Genomic DNA, 15,480 nt, shown 5'->3' on the forward strand with positions numbered 1-15,480 from the left:
ATTGAGTTGCAATAGTTTGTTAGCTTAACCATCTATAATAAATAGACTATTATATTGATAGACTATTACCTTAAAAGACCTTCAAAAGGCTGGCCACTATGTTGAGATCTTCCCTACGCAATAAACTACTGGGGTTATCGCTAATTCCGCTTTCGTTAATCCTCGTCGTACTACTGAGTATTTTTTATGTTAATGAAGGCTCATCGCTGAAAAAAGATGTTGATAATTTTCGCAGTGAGTTAATTTCAGAACGTAAAAATCAACTAAAAGAATCGGTTCAAATTGCCCAAGGGGTTATCGAATACCAGTTGGCTCTGGGTGATAAAGGCAGCGTGAATGATGCATTAAGAGATTTACGTTTTGGCAGTGCAGGGTATTTTTTTATGTATGATGATGCCGGCGTCAATATTTTTCATGCGACTATGCCTGAACTTGAAGGGCAAAATAAAATCGATATGACCGATCCTAATGGCACCAAGATTATTGTTGGGCTATTAGATGCGGCTAAATCGGGTGCGGGTAATTTTTCCTTTTACTTCAAGAAACCGGGTAGCGAGCAGCTTGTTGAAAAACTCGGTTTCGCAGTAATGATCCCTAATACCAATTGGATGTTAGGCTCGGGCGCTTATATTGATGATATTGAAGAGTCTATTGGCGGTTATGAAACTTATAAAACTGAAGAGATGAATCAAAAAGCATTAATGTTTCTATTAATTGCTTTAGGTCTTACGGGGATTACTGCTTTTGGCGTGGTAGTGATGGCCCATAAAATGGTGGTGCCAATTCAAAATATGGCGTCATCGCTTAATGATATCGCTAAAGGTGAAGGTGATTTAACCAAACGTTTAGATATCACCAGTGAGGATGAGATTGGCCAATTAGGCAGCGCATTCAATCTGTTCATCGACAAATTACAACATATTATGGGTGATGTGGCTGGTGCGACCGACAGGGTTAAGCATGCGGCTCAAAGTATCAGTGGCCAAACAGTGTCAATGACAGAGCAACTCTACAATCACAATAATGAAATTGACCAAATTGTCACCGCAATCACCGAAATGTCGGCGACGGCGCATGACGTAGCCCACAATACTAATATGGTAGCTGAAGCCACGCATGCTGCCTCTGATAACGTCACGAAAGCGCAAGATTGTGTCGATACCTCATTAACGGAAGTGTCTAATTTAATGAACCAAATTGACAACGCTGCGGCCAACGTCAAATCATTAAGTGAACAATCTAAGAAAATTAATTCAGTGCTGAGTGTGATAGGTGGGATTGCCGACCAAACTAATTTACTGGCACTCAATGCGGCAATCGAAGCAGCCCGAGCGGGCGAGCAAGGTCGGGGTTTTGCGGTTGTTGCTGATGAAGTGAGAAACTTGGCTAGTCGAACCCAAGCCAGTACGGTTGAAATTAATGAAATGCTGGCAGAACTGAATAAGCTAGTGACTCAAACGGTACAAACTATGGAAGAAAGCCAGGTGAGTTGTTTGAGTTCGGTGGAGTCTTCTAGAGCGATTTCTGAAAGTTTAGGTGCCGTGACATCATCAGTAACCAGCATTAATGACATGAGTACTCAAATTGCCACAGCGGCTACTGAACAAAGCTCAGTGACCGAAGAAATCAATCGCAATATCAATTCAGTGCAAGAGATTGTTAATACGTTATTGGTGGCTAGTCAAGATGCGTCCGGTATGAGTAAAACCGTTGCTGATGATGGTCAGACGTTAGCGGAATTAGTGGGTCAATTTAAAATATAATGTTTACTTGGTAGGTAATTAAAAATGAACCCGAAGCGGTTCATTTTTTTTAGTCCAATTTTTAATCTACACCAGAGCCTAAATTTGAACCTATATTTGTTGAAGCAAACTTTAACATTATAAGCGGTCCATTTATTCTATTCATTCATGGGTAAGTGTTTTTCCAGATGTTGATTTGATGAAATATATTCGTCATTTGTTTATTAATAATCGGCCTTCCGGTCTAGGTTTAGTGCCTATCATGGGGTAAAATGCGCCGTTGCACCTTTTGTTAACCGCCAAATTTAAGTTGAATATTCATGTTTGAAGTTAATCCGGTAAAATTCAAAATTAAAGAGCTAGCCGAACGTACTGAGTTACTTCGGGGGTATCTTTGACTACGCTGCCAAAAGTGAGCGTTTAGAAGAAGTCAGTCGCGAGCTCGAAAGCCCTGAAGTGTGGAATGAGCCTGAACGTGCTCAAGCATTAGGTAAAGAGCGTGCTGCGTTAGTGGTTGTGGTCAAAACTATTGATGATATGGACACGGGTCTAGAAGACATCCAAGGGTTACTTGAGCTTGCCATTGAAGAAGATGACGAAGAAACCTTTAATGATGCTGCCGCAGAACTTGAGGAGTTAGACACTCGTCTGGCTGATCTCGAATTCCGCCGCATGTTTTCAGGTAAGAGTGATGCTTCAAACTGTTATCTTGATATTCAATCTGGTTCAGGCGGCACCGAAGCACAAGACTGGGCCAACATGGTTCTGCGCATGTATTTACGCTGGGGTGACGCGCATGGTTATAGCCCAGAGTTAATGGAAGTGACCGACGGCGATGTGGCAGGTATTAAAGGTGCTACGATTAAGTTCACTGGTGAGTACGCTTTTGGTTGGATGCGAACAGAGACGGGTGTGCACCGTTTAGTACGTAAATCGCCATTTGATTCATCAGGTAAACGTCATACTTCTTTCTGTTCTGTTTTCGTTTACCCTGAAATTGATGATGATATTGAAATCGATATCAATCCATCAGATTTACGTATCGACACTTATCGTGCTTCTGGCGCGGGTGGTCAGCACGTAAACAAAACCGATTCTGCGATACGTATTACACATTTACCAACCAACACTGTGGTGCAATGTCAAAACGATCGCTCGCAACATAAAAACCGTGACTCTGCTTTTAAGCAATTAAAGGCGAAGTTGTACGAGTTAGAAATGCATAAACAAAATGCCGATAAACAAGCTGCTGAAGATGCAAAATCAGATATCGGCTGGGGCAGTCAAATTCGTTCATACGTATTAGATGACGCCCGTATCAAAGATTTACGTACAGGGGTTGAGAACCGCAACACTCAAACTGTGCTGGATGGTGATTTAGATAAGTTTATTGAAGCCAGCCTAAAATCAGGACTTTAATTAAATTAACTTTTTCCGCCATGTAAGTGTGGCGAGTAAACGCGAGAATATAATATGACTGAACACGTACAAGATGAAAACAAACTGATTGCTGAACGTCGCGCTAAATTAGACCACATCCGCACCAACTGTCCTGCGAATGCTCATCCAAATACATGGCAGCGTAGTCATAAAGCGGCTGAGTTACAGGCTCAATATGGCGAGCAAACCAAAGAAGCGCTAGAAGAGTTAGCTTTTCAAACCAGTATTGCTGGCCGTGTTATGGCCAAGCGTGGTCCGTTTTTAGTAATTCAAGACGTGTCTGGCCGTATTCAAGCTTATGCTGGTAAGCCAGTACAAGGCGACTTGAAAGAGCGTTATCAAGGTTTAGACATCGGTGACATTATCGGTGTTAAAGGTCAGCTGCATTTATCTGGCAAAGGCGACTTGTACGTTAATATGGAAGAATATCAGTTACTGACCAAAGCATTGCGTCCGTTACCTGAAAAATTCCATGGTTTAACCGACCAAGAAACTCGCTACCGCCAGCGCTATGTTGACTTGATTGTTAACGAAGACTCACGTAATGCCTTTATTATGCGTTCTAAAGTGGTTTCTGCTATTCGTAACTTCATGATCAAAAAAGAGTTCATGGAAGTTGAAACCCCAATGATGCACGTTATTCCTGGTGGCGCTTCAGCACGTCCATTTGTGACTCATCATAATGCATTAGACATGGCGATGTACTTACGTATCGCGCCTGAGCTATACCTTAAGCGTTTAGTGGTTGGTGGTTTTGAGCGTGTGTTCGAAATTAACCGTAACTTCCGTAACGAAGGTTTGTCACCACGTCATAATCCAGAATTCACCATGATGGAATTCTATATGGCATATGCTGATTACAAAGACCTAATGGACTTAACCGAAGAAATGCTGGGGTCAATTGCTCAAGAATTATTAGGCAGTACTAGCATGCCGTATGGTGAAGAAACTGTTGAGTTTGGTGGCGCTTATGCTCGTTTAAGCATGTTAGAAGCGATTCAGAAATACAATCCTGACAATGCGACTATTCAAGCTATGACCTACGAGCAAGTTAAAGACGTAGAGTTTATGCGCGACTTAGCATCGAGCCTAGGCATCAAGTTAGAGAAATTCTGGACCTGTGGTCAGTTACTTGAAGAAATTTTCGGTGAAACGGCTGAAACTAAGTTAATGCAACCTACGTTCATTACTGGCTACCCAGCGGATATTTCACCTTTGGCGCGTCGTAATGATAACAATGACTTCATTACCGATCGTTTTGAGTTCTTTATCGGTGGCCGCGAAGTGGCTAACGGCTTTAGTGAGCTCAACGATGCTGAAGATCAAGACAACCGCTTTAAAGCGCAAGTTGATGCTAAAGATGCAGGCGATGACGAAGCAATGTTCTATGACGCTGACTACATCACAGCACTAGAGCACGGTTTACCACCAACAGCAGGTCAAGGTATTGGTATCGACCGTTTAGTGATGCTATTCACTAACACGCATACTATTCGTGACGTGATTTTATTCCCAGCGATGCGCCCACAAGCGTAATGGCATAGGTTGGCAGTAGCTGACACTGAGGAATAATCAAAACCAGCTTTCGGGCTGGTTTTTTTTGACTAAAATTAACTGGAAATTTGTCTCGTACTGGTTAATTTGCTGCTTGCAAAAAACGCTAGCCGATGACGCCACTTTTAGGTTGGATAAACTTTGCCGATGCTGTCACGAAAGCTTTATTATTAACAAAGAGCGTAGCTTCTAATTGGTACATCCCTAAACGTTGGCTCACCAATCGACCGACAATTTTGATGGCATCACCAACCTTTATGGGGGCAATAAAGCGGATGGTCATTTCGGCGGTTAAGGCCTTAATACCTTGCATCAGCAAACAATGAGTCATCGCCGCATCGACTAAGGCACTGGCAACGCCGCCATGCAAGAAGCTGTTGTAGCCTTGAAGCTGCGGACTCACTTTATGATAACCGACAACTTGGTTATCACCGTCAGCAAAAAATTTACACTGTAACGACAATGGATTTTGTTTAGCGTCGCCACAGACAACACATTGACTGTGGCTTTGTTTACAATCTTGATAATGGTTCACACAAGACCTTGTTTGTTCATTGTTATAGATGGCTTTAAGGTTCCCCTAAAGCCTGTTATAGACTAAAAGCGCGCATTAACCATTTGATAGGTTTTATAACCACCAGTGAGGTTACGCACTTTAAAACCATGCTGTATTAACATGCGATAAGCGACATGACCGCGTAAACCCACCTGGCAAAATACCAGTAACTCTTTGTCTTTAGGGAGTTCGTTTAGTCGGTCTCGAAGCTCTGGCAGTGGAATATTCATTGCGCCTGCAATTGATCCCACGGCCGTGAGTTCTCCAGTGTTTCGAACATCGACAATGATTTGTTCTGCGGTCAAAGCGTGTAAATCTTGACTGTGACATATGGCTTCATCACCTAATAATACATTGGCTGCGACCATACCTGCTTGATTGACCACATCTCTTGCAGAACCAAATGGAGGCGCGTATGTGAGTTCAAGATCGGCTAAGTCATGCACCGTCATACCAGCGCGTTGCGCCACGGCTAATACGTCCATACGTTTATCAACGCCGTCAATCCCTGCTGCCTGCGCGCCTAAAATACGGCCTGAACTAGGGCTGAACAATAGCTTTAAGCTAATAGGGTGAGCCCCAGGATAATAGCTGGCGTGGCTTGCTGTGTGGACATAGATTTTTTCAAATGGGATATTTTGCTTGAGTAAACTTTTCTCATTTAATCCTGTTGAAGCAATGGCCATATCAAACAACTTACAAATAGCTGTGCCTTGAGTGGCACGATATTTTTTATCACCACCAAGCATGTTATCGGCAGCTAATCGTCCTTGGCGGTTGGCAGGGCCCGCAAGGGGGATGAGTGTCGGATTACCAGTGACAAAATCGGCGGTTTCGATGGCATCGCCCACAGCATAAATATCTGCATCGGAGGTTCGCATGCCTTCGTCAACCCGAATACCACCGAGTGGGCCTAATACTAAACCGCACTCAGACGCCAAGCTGGTCTCAGGTTTAACACCAATGGCGAGGATGACTAAATCGGTTGCTAAGGTGTTGTTATCACTCAATGCTAGTTGCAGATGGTAGTGAGGTAATATTGGCTTATCATAATCACCGGTATTATCGGCTTCAGCCAGTTGTATCGGGTATTCATCAACAGCGGTTAAGCCGGTTTTTAAGCGTAAATCAACGCCATTATCGACGAGCTTTTGATGCAGCATGTTGGCCATTTCAAGATCAACAGGCCCCATCACTTGGTCTGCTAGTTCGAGTAAGGTGACGTCTAACCCAAGGTGGCGCAGCGCTTCTACCATTTCTAAGCCAATAAACCCACCGCCTACTACCGTGGCATGTTTAGGTTTATGCAGTAGAAGATTCGACAGGATTTTATCCATATCAGGAATATTACGCAGGCTATGGACGAAATGGTTATTGTTGCCGCTAATGGGTGGTTTTATTGGTGATGCACCGGGGCTGAGTAATAGCTTTTCATATGACTCTTGATACATTTCATTGGTCATAAGGTTACGTACGGTTAATTGCTTGGCTTGTCTATCAATCGCCACGACTTCATTATGTACCCGTACATCGACATTAAAACGCGACTTAAAGCTTTCGGGTGTTTGCAGTAATAGTGCGTCTCGGGATTCAATTTCACCACTAATATGGTAAGGCAAACCACAGTTGGCAAATGAAACAAATTCGCCCCTTTCAAGGATGATTATTTCAGCGGCTTCAGATACGCGTTTTGCTCTTGCTGCTGCCGATGCACCACCAGCAACACCACCAATAATGACTATTTTGGTCATGCTATTCTCCAATAAAATTAACGATTAACCTAGCGACTATCAATCAGACTTTTTGTTTTCTGATTTGCTATTAAGTGCTTTTTGGCAAGCAAAGCAGTGACCGTACATATTGAGGCTGTGGTGGTGAATACTCATGCCGTGATGTTCTGCCGCTAATCCTAAGCGAAGCTCAATTAAGGGGTCGATAAAATCGATTAACTTGCCACAGGTTAAGCAAATTAGATGATCATGACGTGGTTTATTACTGAGCTCATAAACAGTATTTTTAGATTCAAATAATCGGCCTACGACGAGGCCTGCTTGTTCAAAATGCGCCATAATTCGGTCTACAGTATGAAGGCTAATGGTCTCTCCCTGTGCATTTAACCCTTGATAGATATTTTCTACCGTTAAATGCTGTTCATCGGTTTGAGTAAGAAACTCAAGTAACTTACACCTTTGAGTGGTTATTTTGAGACCAGATTCTTTCAATACTGCTTGCATTAGATTGACCTAAACACGTCGATACGTGTTAACTGTGTTTAATCTTCAGCTGATATTATTTGTCATCAACGCTTTGCCATTAATAAGACTATCAACCACCTTATGCCTAGCTCCTTTAACCAAGTTCGCCAACGTTTGACGAGAAATATTCATTGATTTAGCTGCTTCTTGTTGTTGCATCCCCAGTAAATCAACTAAGCGTAAAGCCTCCATTTCATCCTCTGCAAGTGGTACCTGTTCTAACTGCGTCATCGGAATACCATTGGGCTTAAAACAGATGTTGGCAGCTTGGCCGCATATAGTTCGGGGGATTTTAGGTCTTGCCATGTAACACCTCGTTTGTAGCATATGCTATATATACTGAATGTAGTTCACACATGCAAGCTCTATTCTTTATTGAGTATGAGATACAAACAGATCTTTGATCTAGCCCATAAAACTGACTATTCAACGATACTGATTTTATCACCGTGCTAAATCCAGCTGGCTTTGGAATTGTTAGTGACTGTTTAGTGATGCTATTGATTCATACGGTTACTATCCGAGAGATTATTGATTACCAGTGATACGCCCAACAGTGCCTGTATCTATGAGGTGCCAATTGCCAGTCAATCACACGAACAATGCAAATCAAATAACGCTGTTATGATTTTTTATTATCTCTGGTGGAGATAAACTTATAAGCTCCAGGTCTCAAGTGCGCCATCTGAGCTTAAGGTCAATAGCTTACCATTAGGTTTGATCACCATTGAAAATACCGTAGTGCCAGTGTTATAGGCGGTGATATCCCAATGAGAAAGCTCTTTTCCTGATGAAGCATCCCAATAGATAACACTTTGTTTTGACGTTGCGGTAATTAAGTTTTTGCCGTGATTGACGAATAACGCCTGCCGAAAATAGCGATAGCGCTCAAGGTAATCTAGATGACTTACTGGCTGCGTTGTTTGGGTATCGATAATGACATTGTTATCGAGTGCATCGGCAATAAATAAGCGCCGATTAGCGTCATCAAAACTCACGCTGGTGATTTGTTGAGGACGTGAGAAACTGCTGATCAACTCACCGCTATAAGCAGCCCAAATATGGACATCACCATCAAGTCCTGTCGATAAAACCTGTTGTTCAAAGCCTGATAGCTCAACATGATTAACGGCGGCGCTGTGTTGTTTAAACAATGACATTGTCATGCTACTTCGTTGTATCACTGTGATTGAACCATCATTCATCCCCACCAAAATAGTGCTGCCTGTTTGGCTCAGAAAAAGGCTCGAAATGCTGGCATCGGGATTAAATCCGTGGGCGGGCCAACGTATATCTAATTTGCCTGTCTCAAGGTTAAAAACGGATATTTTTTGTTTGCCAGCCGTCGCAAGGAATTGTTTGTTACCAGACAACGCCAGCAGATAATTGGTTTCATCAAAGTCATCGTCAGACCATTGGCGTAATAGTTGGCTTGTTGCCACATCCCAAATCGATAATGTACGGCTTCTGCCTAATGTGACAGCCATACTGGCATCGTTAGACAATACGCCATCAATTAGCGTTTCTTGTACGAGTGGTTGAATATTATCGGGGGTTTTCATCACCTCAGCTTGATTGCAGCCAGAGACAGCCATCATTATCGTGATGACGCTAATAAGGTGCACACTTATCTGTAATCTAAATCCGGCATTAGCTAACAATTTAATTCCCTCTATAAAAAGATGCTTTCAACATAATAGCATAGAGCGTTACCGCCGGTTTTATGGGCTCGCAACTGCATGAATCGTGAAATATTTACTATAAATGGCATGACTTTTTGCTATAGCAAAGTCAGCGTTCAAATTATGCATCTATTAAGAAAAAGTGAATTCAGGCACAATAACGGCTAACAATCTGTTATTTAAGCCAAGGAACCCACATGACGCAAATTACCTTAACCACTCCCGATGATTGGCATCTTCATTTTCGAGATGGGGATATGCTAGGTGAAACGGTTCCTGCAACGGCTAGACTGTTTCAACGCGCGATTGTGATGCCTAATTTAGTCCCACCAGTAACGACCGCTACAATGGCTTTAGCTTATCGAGATCGTATCTTGGCGGCGCGCCCAGCCGGAAGTAGTTTTCAGCCGTTAATGACGCTATTTTTAACTAATAATACCAGCGCTCAAGATATTATCGATGCCAAAGCGGCAGGGGTAGTGGCTGGAAAGTTATACCCAGCAGGTGCGACCACAAATTCAGATGCAGCAGTTAAAGCCTTGGATGAGTTGTTTCCGATATTTGAGGTTATGGCGCAACAAGGCATGTTGTTATTAGTACATGGTGAAGTAACAGAATCGCATATTGATATTTTTGATCGCGAAAAGATGTTTATCGATCGCTATTTATCGCGCATTGTCGAAGCCATTCCTAGCCTTAAAGTGGTGTTTGAACATATCACCACTAAAGAAGCGGCTGAGTTTGTCGCAGAGGCTTCAGCTAATGTTGCTGCAACCATTACCCCACAGCATTTATTGTTAAATCGTAATGATTTACTCGTCGGTGGTGTTCGTCCGCATAACTTTTGCTTACCCGTATTAAAACGCAACATTCACCAGCATGCATTGCAAGCTGCTGTGGCGACAGGCTCAAGTAAATTCTTTTTAGGTACTGATTCTGCCCCGCATGAAAAACACCGCAAAGAGTCAGCCTGTGGCTGCGCAGGTTGTTACAGTGCCTGGAGTGCATTAGAACTCTATGCACAAGTATTTGATAACTTAGGGGCATTAGATAAGTTAGAAGGTTTTGCCAGCTTACATGGCGCAGACTTTTATGGCTTACCACGCAACAGCGGCACTGTGACGCTAGTGAAGCAAGAATGGACGGTACCAGAAGAGATTATTCTGCCAAACGGCAATCCTATCGTGCCATTTTTTGCAGGACAAAAAGTGAATTGGAAAGTGAAAACGGCTTAAGTTAATCACTAAGTTATCTAGGTAATTAACGCAGCATGCTGTTTTTATCACGGGTAGCTAAGTAGAAATAGTTTAATAACCAAATAGATTTATTAATGCCTGTCAGTTTGCTGACAGGCATTTTGATCAGCGTCTTATTAAAGATCTCTTATTGGCTGTTTCATTTGTTGCCTGCGCCTGTAAAAGTGCTTCAAATGCTGCTTGGGGTAATGGTTTACTAAATAAGTAACCTTGGCCGTAATCACATTTCAATGCATTAAGCAGATGATACTGCTCTTCTGTTTCAACGCCTTCTGCCACGACCGTTAAATTGAGCCCATGCCCCATAGCGATTGCCGCACCAACAAGTTCTAGATCGCCCGGATCGACGGTTATATCGTTAATAAAGCTTTTATCTACTTTTAAGGTATTGAATGGGTAACTGCGCAGGTAACTGAGCGACGAATATCCGGTACCAAAATCGTCCATTGAGATACTGACACCAATGTTGTTAATGGATATCAAGTTACTGTCGATGACGGCGTCGCCACTGAGTAAGACTCCTTCGGTGATTTCCAGTTCAATAGTGCTAGGATTAATCTGATGTTTATCTAGCTGGATATTAAGCATATCAACAAAGGTATTTTCCCTGAATTGTTTTGGGGACACGTTAATGGCAATTTTAAAATGAGGATTATAGGTTTGTTGCCATTTTTTGGCTGTAGCAAATGCAACCTCGATAACATATTGACCGATTGTGACAATGAGTCCCGTTTGTTCAGCAATAGGGATAAACTCATCAGGAGTGACTTGACCGAGCAAAGCATTATTCCAGCGTAAAAGGGCTTCCGCGCCGATAATTTTGCGGTTCTTGATATCTACAAAAGGTTGAAAGTAAACCTCGAGCTCTTTTTGCTTCAATGCACTGCGTAATTGCTCTTCAACTTTCAAGCGCCGATTCATATCGTGGTTCATTTGATGTGTATAGAAATTATAGGTATTTCTGCCGCGATCCTTTGAATGGTACATGGCTGAATCTGCTTGTCTTAGCAATTCTTTGGGGTCTTCACTATCTAGCGGGTAAAGGGCAATACCAATACTGATGGTTGACACTAGCTCACGATTTTCGAGCCTAAAAGGCTGGTAAAATTGCTCGAGTAGCTTACGGGCAATAATTTCAACTTCAGTGGGTTCATTAATATTGCTCAATATAATGATAAATTCATCACCTCCCAACCTACCCACAACATCACTTTCTCTAATGGTATTTTTTAACCGAACCGCCGCTTGGATCAACAGTTCATCACCAACAGAGTGACCCATGGTGTCATTAACCTTTTTAAAATCGTCTAAATCAATAAACAATACTGCCACATTATTTTTGGCTCGATGGGCGTCTTTAAGCATTTGCGACAATCTATCAAGTGACAGTAGTCTATTAGGCAGGCCTGTTAAGCTATCGTAATGGGCTTGATGAAGAATTTTTTCTTCTTGTTGTTTGTATTGAGTGACATCTTGTTTTAGGGCTAGATAGTGTTTAGTGACGCCAGCGTTATCAAAAATAGGTGCAATATGAGCATGTTCCCAAAAAATATCGCCGTTTTTCTTTTTGTTTTGCAGCTCGCCTTGCCATGCATGTCCGGTAGAAATAGCATTCCATAATTCTTTATAAAGTGATTTTGGGGTTAATCCCGACTTTAGCATGCTGGCCGATTGGCCAATGACTTCACTCGCGGCGTAGCCAGAAATTTTTTCAAAGGCACTATTCACATATTCAATTTTGCTGTCGATATTAGTTAATATCATTGATATTGGGCTTTGTTCTATTGCTTGTGACAATGTAAGAGCTTGTTCTTCAGCCTTTTTTTGGGCGCTTAAATCGATATCGATGCAGTACATTTCTGCTTCATTATCGGTATTGTTGATTAACGTATGGGATGAATAAACCGCTACATTACTACCATCTGCACGTTGCAGGAGTAATTCTTCAGCGAGAATAGGAACCCCATCATTAATCCATGCATTGACGTTATTGATCACATGTTCTCGGTAAGGAGGGGGAATAATGAGGTCTTCTAATTGCTTCCCTAATGCTTGCTCTTTGGTATATCCATAAAGCTTTTCACTGGCTTGGTTCCAAAAAATGACCGAACGGTTTTTATCATAACCTTGGACCGAAATTGAGGGTATTTGTTCGAAAATATGTCTAAACTTAGATTCACTCAGAAGCAGTTTTTGTTCGGCATTAATGCGCTGTGAAATATCTTTAACAAAGCAGAATAACATCCCATCATCACCATCCCAAAAGCTGATGCTCACCTCAACATGAAACAAATGACCTAACTTATGTCGGTGTTGAGAGGTGTAATTAATAGACTTTGTTTGCTTAACTTTAATGACATTTTGAGTAGAATACTGGTGTTTTTCACTGGTTTCGATCTCTCCAATCGGTTTATTGCTCAGCTCGTCGAGAGTATAACCGGTCATGTTAGCGAAACTCTGATTCGACTCAATTATTTTGCCGTCCACCGACACAATAACAAAGCCATCTTGCGCGGTACTGATAATATTACGATAAGTACTTTCACTGCGGCGTAACTGTTCTTCAATGAGTTTTCGGTCGGCCATATCTCGACTTACGCCCACAATCCCTTCAATTTCCCCTGACAAATTAGTAAAAGGCGTTTTATGGGTTTTAAAAATATGGGCGATACCATCGGGGGTTGTGACCCATTCTTCATTCATCCATGGCTGGTTTTCTCGTAATACAAAGCGATCGGCCTTGATAAAGCTGTCTGCCTGCTGACGATCAAATAAGTCATAGTCTGTCTGATGCTTAATATCCTCGGGTTTAAGGTGTAACGCTTCAGAGAATGCCTTGTTACAACCTAAATAAATCCCGTCGACCGATTTGTAAAAAATGATATCGGGAATGCCATCAATAATGCTTTGTAACAGGTTTTTCTCGGTTTCGAGGAGGCTTTTGTGATGATGTAACTCTTGATATATTTGTTGCCTTTGTTGATGCTGTTTTAGCAATAACCCCACTAGCATGGTGCCACATGTATATACCGTTAATAATGTCGGACCAATTGTGAGAATAATGTCGTATTTATCTACCACCGGCATGAGTAATAAACACAGCAAAATGCCAATCTCCACCACAAACCCCATGGCCAGTAAGTTTTGCCAATTGGGTTGTTTGTTTGCAGACTTCATCCAGTATCGCCAGCCTAACCCAATGGCAGAGCTGATAATAATAATTAAGGTTCCAACGTATAAACCGGCGCCGCCTTGATAAATACGGAAACAAGCAGCGAGTAACGCGGCAATCAATGTCGGGATAAAACCAAAAAATAGCCCACTTAAACTTAACAGTACCCAGCGAGTATCAAAAAATATCCCCGGCCTTAACTCCCAAGGATTATTCATGACACAAATTGCAATCATTCCGATAAAAACCCCACTCAAGACATTTCCATATTTCTTGGGGGCTATCTTTTGTAATTTTATGGCATCATAAATAACGACAAGTGCCAGTAACAATACGGTGTTGCTCATCAAACTGAAAAAACTATCCATTCTTTCCCCGCATAAAAAGAGCATTGCCTTCTTTTACTGTAGTTCAAATCTGATAATAATAAAAAATAAACTATTTTTATCATTACGTTAATAAGATTTTTACCATTAATATCTAACGCCTGTGACCATTGAAGTCTGAGCAAAGGTTCAAATAAATGGCATGATCAAGTTTAGTCGTTAAACGGTATTTTTGTGTACTAAATCTTCATCTGTTGATGAGTTCTGTGAAACACCGCGCTTCATTTTTATCGGCTGTAAATGTAGGGCAAAAAACGCAATCTAGCTAAAACGATAGAGTGATGACTTATCTAAGGATGAATGGCTGAATATTGAACGATTATTCAGCTATTCAATAGCTTGAGTTTCTGTCGAATGATCTGTCATTGGCGTGTGTTAATTCATTTCGGGGCTATGCATTATAAAGCCGATTACATTTATAAAATGCTAACTATCAATAATACAATAAGATAAAGCTTAACGAGTGACACTAATTTGTATTAAGTCATCTTTAATATAAAAAGTTGAAATTTATTTGTATATATCGAGGTCTTTTACATTAATACCAACATACTTAATCGTTAAGTATGAAATATGGATGAATATTATTATGACGACTTCATTTTCTGTAAAAATGTTACTCACCTCAACCACCGTAGGCTTAACGCTATTATTTGGCATGCCAGCTCAAGCATCGAGTATTACAGTACCGGACTCAATGATAGTTGAAACCGTGAATGGTCAGAACGTCAGTATAAAAAATACGATTGGACTTAGCCGCGGGCAACAATTGGTTGAAATTAACTATCGCGACTTATTTCAAGATAATGCTGATGATTCAGGCCATTGGGTACGTTCTGAATCCTTGTACCTCACATTAGAAGTTGCTGAAAATCAACGTTATGAGCTTGCTACACCTGATATTTATAGTGCAGAAGCTGCTCGTGATTTTTTAGATAACCCACAAGTCACGCTGAGTATTAATGGTCAACAACACAAAAGTGTCGCATTATTGACTCAGTCGCAGTTATTAACTCAATTAGTGTTGAGGTAAGTTTAAAAGTGGTTAGCAAGTCTTATCATCAGAAGCGGCTTGCTAAAAATTATTTTAAGACACTGCTACTCTCGTAATACGGATTCTATATCGCCGATTCTATAACTCGTTATTGTGTAAATATTAATTTAAGTAATAATCTTTCTAATTGTTAGTTTATTTGTTAATTTATTTTTTTTGATAACTTCAGCTCAGTAATTTTATTGAGTTGATATTATTGAGTTGATATTGTCGATTAATGTTGTCGATTAATGTTTTTTTGGATTATTTTGTTAATGATATCTATAGGTTGATTTATAGTTTTTGTCGTGTTTTTAGATATTTATTGAAAATAGTAGATTCAGTTTCATCATTAATGTGCATTTAGTTTCCTCCATTCAAATTTTCAACACGCCAACTAGCTT

General features: G+C 41.2%; 11 protein-coding genes. 5 read left to right on the top strand and 6 right to left on the bottom strand.

Annotated features, from left to right (window positions below; genetic code table 11):
- The first annotated feature begins 98 nt into the window (after positions 1-98).
- The 3 genes from H5125_RS03595 to lysS all read left to right on the top strand — a co-directional run bounded on the left by H5125_RS03595 (position 99) and on the right by lysS (position 4,718).
- The gene (locus H5125_RS03595) at positions 99-1,763 is read left to right on the top strand and encodes a methyl-accepting chemotaxis protein (protein ID WP_182743556.1); all 1,665 of its coding nucleotides are present in this window, start codon (positions 99-101) and stop codon (positions 1,761-1,763) included.
- A gap of 299 nt (positions 1,764-2,062) precedes the next feature.
- A protein-coding gene (prfB, locus tag H5125_RS03600; protein ID WP_162022282.1) for a peptide chain release factor 2 occupies positions 2,063-3,161 on the top strand; the annotation gives its coding sequence in 2 pieces (ribosomal slippage) (positions 2,063-2,137 and positions 2,139-3,161; 1,098 coding nt in all).
- A 54-nt stretch (positions 3,162-3,215) separates the two neighbouring features.
- Complete coding sequence (lysS, locus tag H5125_RS03605; protein ID WP_182743557.1) at positions 3,216-4,718, top strand: lysine--tRNA ligase; 1,503 nt, start codon at positions 3,216-3,218, stop codon at positions 4,716-4,718.
- 124 nt (positions 4,719-4,842) lie between these two features.
- Here the strand turns inward: lysS and H5125_RS22330 are convergent, their stop codons facing one another.
- The 5 genes from H5125_RS22330 to H5125_RS03630 all read right to left on the bottom strand — a co-directional run bounded on the left by H5125_RS22330 (position 4,843) and on the right by H5125_RS03630 (position 9,208).
- A complete protein-coding gene (locus H5125_RS22330) occupies positions 4,843-5,271 on the bottom strand; it encodes a PaaI family thioesterase (protein ID WP_182743558.1) in 429 nt (142 codons plus the stop codon).
- A 62-nt stretch (positions 5,272-5,333) separates the two neighbouring features.
- On the bottom strand, positions 5,334-7,043 hold the full coding sequence (locus H5125_RS03615; protein WP_182743559.1) for an FAD-dependent oxidoreductase: 1,710 nt from the start codon (positions 7,041-7,043) through the stop codon (positions 5,334-5,336).
- Positions 7,044-7,082: 39 nt separating this feature from the next.
- A complete protein-coding gene (locus H5125_RS03620; RefSeq protein WP_182743560.1) occupies positions 7,083-7,526 on the bottom strand; it encodes a transcriptional repressor in 444 nt (147 codons plus the stop codon).
- 45 nt (positions 7,527-7,571) lie between these two features.
- Positions 7,572-7,853 (bottom strand): DUF134 domain-containing protein, encoded by a 282-nt coding sequence (locus tag H5125_RS03625; protein ID WP_059747677.1) that lies wholly within the window; start codon positions 7,851-7,853, stop codon positions 7,572-7,574.
- Positions 7,854-8,203: 350 nt separating this feature from the next.
- A complete protein-coding gene (locus H5125_RS03630; protein WP_242445108.1) occupies positions 8,204-9,208 on the bottom strand; it encodes a WD40 repeat domain-containing protein in 1,005 nt (334 codons plus the stop codon).
- A 218-nt stretch (positions 9,209-9,426) separates the two neighbouring features.
- Here H5125_RS03630 and pyrC point away from each other — a divergent pair, with 218 nt between their 5' ends.
- Positions 9,427-10,464, top strand: coding sequence for a dihydroorotase (gene pyrC, locus H5125_RS03635; protein WP_101086150.1), 1,038 nt, complete (start codon positions 9,427-9,429; stop codon positions 10,462-10,464).
- 126 nt (positions 10,465-10,590) lie between these two features.
- On the opposite strand, the gene H5125_RS03640 is transcribed toward pyrC, so the two are convergent.
- Entirely contained in the window at positions 10,591-14,025 is a 3,435-nt protein-coding gene (locus H5125_RS03640; protein WP_182743561.1) for a PAS domain S-box protein, read from the bottom strand.
- Positions 14,026-14,632: 607 nt separating this feature from the next.
- Here H5125_RS03640 and H5125_RS03645 point away from each other — a divergent pair.
- Positions 14,633-15,076 carry a DUF2057 family protein gene (locus tag H5125_RS03645; protein WP_157822782.1) on the top strand — a complete coding sequence of 148 codons (444 nt, stop codon included), beginning with the start codon at positions 14,633-14,635 and terminating at the stop codon, positions 15,074-15,076.
- Positions 15,077-15,480: the final 404 nt, after the last annotated feature.

Origin of the sequence: Shewanella sp. SR44-4 (assembly GCF_014163715.1) — a bacterium.
In the GTDB taxonomy this organism is placed as follows: domain Bacteria; phylum Pseudomonadota; class Gammaproteobacteria; order Enterobacterales; family Shewanellaceae; genus Shewanella.

Excerpts from the sequence above, each read along its gene's own strand:
- H5125_RS03595 (WP_182743556.1), top strand. The coding sequence starts at position 99 with ATGTTGAGATCTTCCCTACGCAATAAACTACTGGGGTTATCGCTAATT.
- lysS (WP_182743557.1), top strand. The coding sequence starts at position 3,216 with ATGACTGAACACGTACAAGATGAAAACAAACTGATTGCTGAACGTCGC.
- H5125_RS03615 (WP_182743559.1), bottom strand. The coding sequence starts at position 7,043 with ATGACCAAAATAGTCATTATTGGTGGTGTTGCTGGTGGTGCATCGGCA.
- H5125_RS03620 (WP_182743560.1), bottom strand. The coding sequence starts at position 7,526 with ATGCAAGCAGTATTGAAAGAATCTGGTCTCAAAATAACCACTCAAAGG.
- H5125_RS03625 (WP_059747677.1), bottom strand. The coding sequence starts at position 7,853 with ATGGCAAGACCTAAAATCCCCCGAACTATATGCGGCCAAGCTGCCAAC.
- pyrC (WP_101086150.1), top strand. The coding sequence starts at position 9,427 with ATGACGCAAATTACCTTAACCACTCCCGATGATTGGCATCTTCATTTT.
- H5125_RS03640 (WP_182743561.1), bottom strand. The coding sequence starts at position 14,025 with ATGGATAGTTTTTTCAGTTTGATGAGCAACACCGTATTGTTACTGGCA.
- H5125_RS03645 (WP_157822782.1), top strand. The coding sequence starts at position 14,633 with ATGACGACTTCATTTTCTGTAAAAATGTTACTCACCTCAACCACCGTA.